The 7640-nt window shown below is 68.0% G+C and carries 10 protein-coding genes; 5 read left to right on the forward strand and 5 right to left on the reverse strand.

The window, feature by feature from the left end; all coding sequences use genetic code 11:
- From KBZ07_RS13440 to KBZ07_RS13450, 3 genes are all read right to left on the reverse strand, one after another.
- Window positions 1-1171 (reverse strand): transglutaminaseTgpA domain-containing protein (locus KBZ07_RS13440; protein ID WP_254932088.1); only part of this gene is annotated, 1171 nt, incomplete at its 3' end.
- On the reverse strand, window positions 1168-2106 hold the full coding sequence (locus KBZ07_RS13445) for a hypothetical protein (RefSeq protein WP_254932089.1): 939 nt from the start codon (window positions 2104-2106) through the stop codon (window positions 1168-1170). The genes KBZ07_RS13445 and KBZ07_RS13440, both read right to left, overlap by 4 nt.
- Entirely contained in the window at window positions 2093-2977 is an 885-nt protein-coding gene (locus tag KBZ07_RS13450) for a MoxR family ATPase (RefSeq protein ID WP_254932090.1), read from the reverse strand. Before KBZ07_RS13450 ends, KBZ07_RS13445 begins: the two co-directional genes overlap by 14 nt.
- A 59-nt stretch (window positions 2978-3036) precedes the next feature.
- On the opposite strand from KBZ07_RS13450, the gene KBZ07_RS13455 reads away from it, so the two are divergent.
- Genes KBZ07_RS13455 through KBZ07_RS13465 form a run of 3 tightly spaced genes read left to right on the forward strand, consistent with a single transcriptional unit; the run spans window position 3037 to window position 4840 of the window.
- Window positions 3037-4134 carry a histidinol-phosphate transaminase gene (locus tag KBZ07_RS13455; RefSeq protein ID WP_254932091.1) on the forward strand — a complete coding sequence of 366 codons (1098 nt, stop codon included), beginning with the start codon at window positions 3037-3039 and terminating at the stop codon, window positions 4132-4134.
- A 26-nt stretch (window positions 4135-4160) separates the two neighbouring features.
- The gene (locus KBZ07_RS13460) at window positions 4161-4424 is read left to right on the forward strand and encodes a FitA-like ribbon-helix-helix domain-containing protein (RefSeq protein ID WP_106632889.1); all 264 of its coding nucleotides are present in this window, start codon (window positions 4161-4163) and stop codon (window positions 4422-4424) included.
- On the forward strand, window positions 4421-4840 hold the full coding sequence (locus tag KBZ07_RS13465; protein ID WP_254932092.1) for a type II toxin-antitoxin system VapC family toxin: 420 nt from the start codon (window positions 4421-4423) through the stop codon (window positions 4838-4840). Before KBZ07_RS13460 ends, KBZ07_RS13465 begins: the two co-directional genes overlap by 4 nt.
- Here the strand turns inward: KBZ07_RS13465 and KBZ07_RS13470 are convergent.
- Window positions 4821-5897, reverse strand: coding sequence for a glycosyltransferase (locus KBZ07_RS13470; protein ID WP_254932093.1), 1077 nt, complete (start codon window positions 5895-5897; stop codon window positions 4821-4823). The two genes, KBZ07_RS13465 and KBZ07_RS13470, sit on opposite strands and share 20 nt — an antisense overlap.
- 50 nt (window positions 5898-5947) lie before the next feature.
- Between KBZ07_RS13470 and KBZ07_RS13475 the strand changes: the two genes are divergently transcribed.
- Entirely contained in the window at window positions 5948-6718 is a 771-nt protein-coding gene (locus tag KBZ07_RS13475) for a hypothetical protein (protein ID WP_254932094.1), read from the forward strand.
- On the opposite strand, the gene KBZ07_RS13480 is transcribed toward KBZ07_RS13475, so the two are convergent.
- Window positions 6715-6993, reverse strand: a complete 279-nt coding sequence (locus tag KBZ07_RS13480) for an EF-hand domain-containing protein (RefSeq protein WP_254932095.1) — start codon at window positions 6991-6993, stop codon at window positions 6715-6717. The genes KBZ07_RS13475 and KBZ07_RS13480 overlap by 4 nt on opposite strands.
- A gap of 115 nt (window positions 6994-7108) precedes the next feature.
- On the opposite strand from KBZ07_RS13480, the gene KBZ07_RS13485 reads away from it, so the two are divergent.
- Window positions 7109-7640: response regulator (locus KBZ07_RS13485; protein ID WP_254932096.1), on the forward strand; the 532-nt coding region annotated here is incomplete at its 3' end.

The following is a 7640-nucleotide window of genomic DNA, read 5'->3' on the forward strand; positions in this document are numbered from 1 at the left end:
CGCGGAGCGGCCGCACCCAGGTGCCACCCAGATAGCCGCTCACCACCCGGGCCGGCACCCCCGCGGCACGCATCAGGGCCGTGAAGGCGCTGGCGTAGTGGCCGCAGAAGCCTTCCCGCCTTTTAAACAGGAATACATCCAGGCCCCGCTGGGTACCAGGAGTACTGCTGTAGCGGAAATCCTGCTGCGTAAACCATTGCTTGGCAGCGGCCAGCCGTTGCTCGGGCGTTGCCAGATCACGCCAGCTGGCCCCAAGCGCCTCCAGCTGGGGATTGCTGCCGGCGGGTAGTTCCAGATCGGCCGGGCTCGGCTGCCGTTGCTGCCACGGCTGGGGGCTGCCCGTGGCCCTCACCAAATAGGCCCGGCGCTCCTGGTTGGCTTGGAGGGGCTGCAGTTCACCGTTGCGATTCACCCGCAACTGGTTGGGGTTGGCCCGGCCGCTGCCATCCCAGGGCAAGGCGTTCACCGGGCTGGGTTCCACCAGCCACACCTGGCTGCTGGCCTTGCTCTCTGGGTTGCTAGCCGCTCCGGCTGGGGTGGCTAGGCGGTTGCTTGGCAGCTCGCGCTGCTTCCAGCGCTGCCCGTCGAACTGCTCGTGCACGATCACCCGCCAGTAGCGCTCGGCCGGCTCGGGCAGCTGGCCGCTGCTGAAGCTCACCCGCGCTGCCGGGCCCGTGTTGTCGGCGAGGTTTGAGATGCTGCCTGGATCGAGTTCGCTGTTCAAGCCGGTTACGGCGCTGGCGTCAGCACCCCGCAGGTTTGGTGTTTGCCAAATCGGCTCGATTCGCGGCACCAGTAGAAAAAGCACCAGGGCTACCGGCAGGGCCGCCAGCAGCACCGCCAGGCTGCGTCGCAATACAGCGCACCAGCTCAGCCCGCTCCCCACCTCCAGGGCTAGCAGCCCAGCCAGGCCAAGCGCTGTGGCCAGCAGCTGCAGCAGGCTGGGCAGCAACTCCCCTTGCTGGGCACCCTGCACACCGCCGCCAATCAAGGTGAGCAGGCTCACCAGTCGCCGCTCCGGCAGGCTGCGGGCCTCGGCCAGCTTCAGGCCAGCCAGCACTAGCAGCCCCGCCGAAAGCCAGCTCAGCGGTGCGCTGAAATCCAGCCCCGCCAAACCCGCCGCCAGGGCCCCTAGCCCCAGGATCTGCAGCCAGCGGGCGCTACCACTCATGGCGCTGCGCCAGGTGCCAGGGCCAGGGCCAGTAGGCAGCGGTCACGGTGTTCGGGGCCAGTGTTGGGGGCCACTTGGATGCCGCCCAGTGCCAGGCCGTAGGCCTCGCCCGCCTGGCTACGGCGCCAGATTTCGGCGCTGAGGTGCTCCAGGGTTCGCTCCGGCTGCAGGCCCGGCGCTGGCGTCAGCAGCCCCACCGCAGGGGTGGCATCGGCGAAGGTTTTGGTTTGGCGGCCCCGGCCCTGGGCAAGGGATTTCCAGGCCAGTCGGGCTAGGCCGTCCTGGGGGCGGTGGGGGCGCAGGTCGTCCCAGTCGTCGCTGCCTGCGGCGAACTTGCTAGCGGCGGTGGCGGCGGTGTCGCTGCTGGCGGGCCAGGGGGTTTCGGCCACCGGCCCCGGCCGCCGGGCTGGATAGATGGGCTGGGGCCGTGGCGGTTCCCACAGCGTCCAGCACACAAAAAGTCCGAGGGGAGCGGTGGTTTGCAGCCGCAGTCGCCCCGGGGTTTGCAACCCCCGCCGCCCCGCGCGCCAAGGCACCGAGAGCACCGATTCACCAGCCGCCAGGGGCTGGGGTGTTGCCGCGCTGCCGGCCAGCCCCAGCTGGATCCCATCGCGCTGGCAGCGGCTGCGGCAGAGCAGCGGATAGGCCACCATTTCGCCCGCGAAGCCCCCGCTGGGGGCCAGAGTTTCAAGTTCGAGGCCTTGCAGGTTGAACTGGGTGAGGTGCAGGGCCAGCAGCCACAGCCCCAGCATCAAGAAGCTCAGCAGCAGCGGTCCATTGCGCTGGCTTTGGATCGCCACGAGCAGCAGCAGGCCCCCGCCCGCCAGCCAGAGCAGGCCGAAGCGGGTCGGCAGGATGTAGAGGCTGCGCAGCCCCAGCCTTAGCTCCTCGCCTCGGTGCGGTTTGATCAGTTGCCGGGCCCTAGCGAAGTCCATCCACCCCCGCCAGCAGCGTTGCGGCATCGCCAGCCAGCCTGTGCTCAGCCACAGCTGGCAGCACCGCCTGCACGTCGGCGGGGGTGACGTGGTCCCGCCCCTCCAGCAGCGACCAGGCCCGGGCGGCGGCCACCAGCCCCTGGCAGGCCCGCGGTGACAGCCCGGTGCCGGCTTGGTCTGCTCGCCGGCTGAAAGCGGCCAGGTCGAGTACGTAGTCGAGCAGGGCGCTGGAGCAGTGCTGGGCGGCGGCTCGCCGCTGCAGCTCCAGTAGGCCGGCGCCATCTAGCAGGGGCTCCAGGCTGGCTGGCGGCAGCGCCTGGCCGCTGAGCAGATCACGCTCGGCCCGTCGATCCGGATACCCCAGGCTCAGCCGCATCAAGAAGCGATCCAGCTGGGATTCCGGTAGGGGGGCGGTGCCCACCTGGTCGAGACCGTTCTGGGTGGCGATCACCAGGAAGGGCTCGGGCAGCGGGTGGCTCACCCCATCGACGCTCGCCCGGCCGGCCGCCATCGCCTCCAGCAGGGCGCTCTGGGTGCGGGGGCTGGCCCGGTTGATCTCATCGGCCAGCAGCACCTGGCTGAATAGGGGGCCGGGCTGGAAGTGGAAACGGGCGCTGCCGGCATCGAAGACGTTGATGCCCGTGAGATCGGCTGGCAGGAGGTCGCTGGTGAAGCTCACCCGCTTGAACTCGAGGCCGAAGGCGCGGGCGAGGGCTTCGGCCAGGGTGGTTTTGCCCATGCCGGGCAGGTCTTCGATCAGCAGATGGCCGCGGGCTAGCAGGCAGGCCAGGGCCAGCCTCACCGCCTGCTCCTTGCCCAGCAGCACCTGGCCAATGGCGCTGATCAGCGGTTGCAGCCTGGGGCTGGACACGGAGCCGGTGCGAAGAACACGATTGTGACGGCGCTGCCACTTAAATTGCCTTGATGCCGATGGGGTCGCTTCAGCGCCATGGCGGCAACCAGGCCGCCACCGCCGCGCGGCTCGGTTGCCGGCCCTCCCAGTTGCTTGATGCCAGCGCCTCTCTGGTCCCTTTTGGGCCGCCTTGGTTTGTGCGCCGCTCCTTGATGTGGGCCGGGTTGACCGCGCCGCTACGGGCCTATCCCGACCGCGCCTATGCAGGTTTGCGCCGTGGGCTGGCCCGGCTGCATGGCCTGGAGCCCGATTGGCTGTTGCCGGGGAACGGCGCGGCTGAGCTGTTCACCTGGGCGGCCCGGGATGCGGCGGCGGCAGGGCTGAGTGTGTTGGCCCAGCCAGGCTTTGCCGATTATCCGCGGGCCCTGGCCTGCTGGGATGGGGCTTGGCGGCCCCAGCCGCTGCCGATGCAGGTGGATGGGTCTGCGGCAGTTGGTGCCGCTCAGGCCTATCCGGCACCTCCGGCGGGCGAGGTGCTTTGGCTCACCAATCCCCACAACCCCACTGGAGCGCTCTGGACTCGCGTATCCCTGGAGCCCCTGCTGCAGCGCTTTGCCCTGGTGATCGCCGATGAGGCTTTCCTGTCTCTGGTGCCGGGTGGCGAGGCCCAGAGCCTGATCCCGCTGCTGCCTATGCACCCAAACCTGGTGGTGATCCGCAGCCTCACCAAGCTTTATGGCATAGCGGGCCTGCGCCTTGGCTATGCCCTTGGCCACCCCGAGCGCCTGGCTCAGTGGGCTTCCTGGCGAGATCCCTGGCCGGTGAATGGCCTGGCTGCCGCCGTGGGGGAGCGGCTGCTGGCTGATCCAGCGGCCTACCGGCGCTGGTGCGGCAGGGTGCAGCGCTGGACCGGCCGCGAGGGTGCCTGGCTGCAGCGTCAGCTGGCCCAGCTGCCTGGCATCACAACCCTGCCTTCAGTCGCCAACTTCCTGCTGATCCGCGCTGAGCATTCGCTAGTGCCGTTGCGCCAAGCCCTGGAGCGGCGCCATCACATCCTGTTGCGCGATTGCCGCTCTTTCGAGGGGCTGGGGGAAAACTGGCTGCGGATTGGCTATCAGAGCCACCGCAACAATCGCCGCATCCTGCGGGCCTTGCGGCAGGAATTAGGGCGCTAGCGTTGCTTGCATTGCATGCATTTTTGATGGCGACGCTGACGGTGCGCAACCTTGATGAGGCCACCAAGGCGCAGTTGCGTCTCCAGGCAGCGCGCCACGGTCGCTCGATGGAGGAAGAAGTGCGCACGATTCTGCGAGAGGCCCTGTCTTGGGGAGCCCTCAAGCCTGATGGCCCTGGCCTGGGCCAGCGGATCCATGCCCATTTCGCCTCGCTGGGTGGCGTTGAGCTTGAGCTCCCCGCTCGTCGCTCCCAGCCCAGGCCGGCGGAGTTTGGGGAGGGGCTGGAGTGATCGTGCTCGACACCAACGTGATCTCCGAGTTGATGCGTCCCCAGCCCAATCCCCAGGTGCTGGCTTGGGTGGATGGATTGGATCCGGCACGAGTGGCGATCACGGCCATGAATGAAGCGGAGATCCTGCATGGCATCGCCCGGCTTCCGGATGGGCGGCGCAAGCAGAGCCTTCAGCAGTGCTGGGATGAACTGGTGGCCGAAATCTTTGCAGGCAGGGTTTGGCCCTTCAGCAGTGAAGCGGCCCATTGGTACGCCCATCTGTTGAGCGCTCGTGAACGGTTGGCGCGGCCCATGGCCACGGCGGATGCGGTGATTGCCGCCACTGTCCTGGCCCATGGCGCTCAGCTCGCTACTCGGGATTTGGCTGACTTTGCCGACTTGGGTTTGGATTTGATCAACCCTTGGGCGTGCTGAGCATCGCCGCCACTCGCTGATCGGCATCGCGCACCGCCAGCTCGCCCATGGCTGTAGACATTTGCTTTAAGGGATCACAAGCAGCTGGTGCACCCCGCAGGCGCGGGCCCAGCAGTCGCCAGAGGCAGCGCTCGAGGGCCGGCTCAGCGGGGCCGTGCTGCCACACGATCACGGCCGCCCCAAGTTCGGCCGCGGCGGCGGCGTTGACGTCTTGGTGGTGGTCGGCGGCGGCGGGGTAGGGCACCAGCACCGCCGGGGTGCCGCACACCGCCAGCTCGCTGAGGGCGCCGGCGCCGCTGCGGCTGATCGCCAGGGCGGCGTGCTGCAGAAGGCCCGGGATCTCGTCGCTGAAGGGAAGCTCCACCACCCCGGCTGGCAGGGGCTGGCCTGCCTCGGGGTCGTTGCTGCCGGTGAGGTGGACTACCCGCACGCCAGCGGCCGTGAGCTTGGCAAGCAGGGGGCGCACCATCTGGTTGAGACCCACGGCTCCCTGGCTGCCGCCCATAACCAGCAGCAGGGGGCCGGAGCCTTTGGGAGCCCATTCGGGCAGGGGGGCGGGCTCCAGAAAGGCTTGCCGCACCGGCGTTCCTGTCACCAGGGGGCGGCAGCGGGGCAGGCGGGCAGCGGCCTGGGGCAGGCCCACAGCCACCTGGCTGCAGAGCCGGCCCAGCAGGCGAGTCACCTTGCCGGGCACAGCGTTGCTCTCATGCAGCACCACCGGCACGCCGGCCCAGCGGGCCGCCAGGATTGCAGGCGCCGCGATGTAGCCGCCGCTGGTAAAAACCGCTGCGATGCGTTCGCGCCGGATCAACCGCCGCACTGACCGAACCGCTTGCAGCAGTTGCAGCAGGTTGAGCAGCTTGCGCGGGCCCCGGCCTTGCAGCCCCCCGGCCCGCACCGTGTGCAGTGGATAGCGGCTCGGCACCAGCTGGCGTTCCAGTCGGTCTGGCACCCCCAGCCACGACACGCTCCAATCCGCCGGCATGGCATCGGCCACTGCTAAAGCAGGAAATAGGTGGCCACCGGTGCCGCTGGCAGCAATTAGGAGCCTGGGCATGGGTGCTGGGGCTGAAGCATGCCTAACTTAAAAGCGGTTTCCGCCGCCCCATGCCGCGTCTCCAGCTACTTGGCCGATTTCTGCCCCGAAGCCTGGCCGGCCTCGCCGTCCTGCTGGTCAGCACGGTGCCCGCTATTGCTGCTGCCGGGCCCAGTGCGGCTCAGCTCCAGGCCCTGGAAACGGCCCTCAATGGCACCGGCGAGCTCAGGGGCGCCATGGAGGACGGTCCTGGGCTCGACGTAACCCTGGTGGAACTGCGAAGGCGCAGCGTGCTGCGGCAGTTCCCTGATGCCCGCTGGCAGCTCACCACGGGCAAGCCTTTGCGTGATGGGCGCAGCACCGTGCAGCTCCAGGTGACCGGCACCCGGCAGGAAGGCCCTACTCGCTACCGGCTCGATGCCCAGCAACAGTTGGTGCTCAGCAGCAGTGGCGGTCCTGGGGGCCGCATCAATGGCCAGATAGTGATTAGAGAGCAGACCCTGATGCGCAGCGGTGAGGCCGATCTACCCGTGAGTCTTTTGATCCCGGATGCGGTGCTCACAGGTCAGCGTTATGACGTTGACGCGTTGTTTGACGAGCCCCTGGAGGGGGCGATCGCGGCGGGTGGTTTGGTGGCCCTTACCGGTCAGCAGGTGAACGCTCTGGAGAGCCCAGAGCTCCAGCTGGGAGCATTGGGTGGCGGTGGCCTGTTCAAGTCGGTGCAGGCTCCCTTCACACCGGGATCTCAGACCTGGGCAATTTTGCTGGTCCATCCCAAGGGCATCGTCAGTGCCACCAAGCGGGTGCTGGTGGTGGCCGACAAGACCCAGCTGGATCCTTAACGCAGGTCGCCGGGCACTAGGTAGCCCTTGCCGCCGCGGTCGAGCCGCTCGAAGTGGCGCAGAAGGTAGGCGTTGGTGCGCACTTCATCAAGCTCCAGCCTGCCATCACCGTTGCGATCGAGCTGCCGGAACAATTGCGCTAGCCGCTGTTGGTACACCTCAAACTCATCGGCCGCCCGTGCCGGCAGTTCTGGGCTGACGACAGTGGCCAAAAGCAGCACTCCCGCCAGGCGGCTGGCGATCAGTCGCAGCGGGTGACGAACACCAGGAACCATGGTTGCGGTGGGCATGGCTTAGGTGGGAATGAACTCAGGCTATGCAGCCCTGTGCTGCCCGCTATTGCCAGATTCCGGCCAAGCTGTGACTAAATCTTTCCGGAATGGCACCGCGATGTCCCCTGGTCAAAGCATCTGGGTGGTTGATGACGACCCCGAATTGCGGAGCATGGTGGGCACCTACCTGATCGACCAGGGCTATGACGTGCGCTGCCTGGCAGACGGAGCCCAGCTGATGGCGCGGTTGGCAGGCCAGCGTCCCGATCTGGTGGTGCTGGATCTGATGCTGCCGGGAGACGACGGCCTCACCCTGCTGCGGCGCTTGCGCGACGGCGGTGACGATCTGCCGGTGGTGATGCTCACCGCTAAAGGCGATGCGGTGGATCGGATCATCGGCCTGGAGCAGGGCGCCGACGACTATCTGGCCAAGCCGTTCCTGCCGCGGGAGCTCACCGCCCGCATTGAGGCGGTTTTGCGTCGCCGCGTCGCCCTGCCGGCCGGTACGCCCCTGGCCGAAGGGGAGTCCTTGACGATTGGTGAGCAGGTGCTGGATCTGGCGGCCCGCACCCTGGAGCAGGGGGGAAGGATCACGGTGCTCACCTCAGGCGAATTCGCTTTACTGGCGGCCTTTGTGCAGCATCCGCACC

Source organism: Cyanobium sp. BA20m-14 (assembly GCF_024346295.1).

Excerpts from the sequence above, each read along its gene's own strand:
- KBZ07_RS13445 (WP_254932089.1), bottom strand. The coding sequence starts at position 2,106 with ATGGACTTCGCTAGGGCCCGGCAACTGATCAAACCGCACCGAGGCGAG.
- KBZ07_RS13460 (WP_106632889.1), top strand. The coding sequence starts at position 4,161 with ATGGCGACGCTGACGGTGCGCAACCTTGATGAGGCCACCAAGGCGCAG.
- KBZ07_RS13455 (WP_254932091.1), top strand. The coding sequence starts at position 3,037 with ATGGGGTCGCTTCAGCGCCATGGCGGCAACCAGGCCGCCACCGCCGCG.
- KBZ07_RS13475 (WP_254932094.1), top strand. The coding sequence starts at position 5,948 with ATGCCGCGTCTCCAGCTACTTGGCCGATTTCTGCCCCGAAGCCTGGCC.
- KBZ07_RS13470 (WP_254932093.1), bottom strand. The coding sequence starts at position 5,897 with ATGCCCAGGCTCCTAATTGCTGCCAGCGGCACCGGTGGCCACCTATTT.
- KBZ07_RS13480 (WP_254932095.1), bottom strand. The coding sequence starts at position 6,993 with ATGGTTCCTGGTGTTCGTCACCCGCTGCGACTGATCGCCAGCCGCCTG.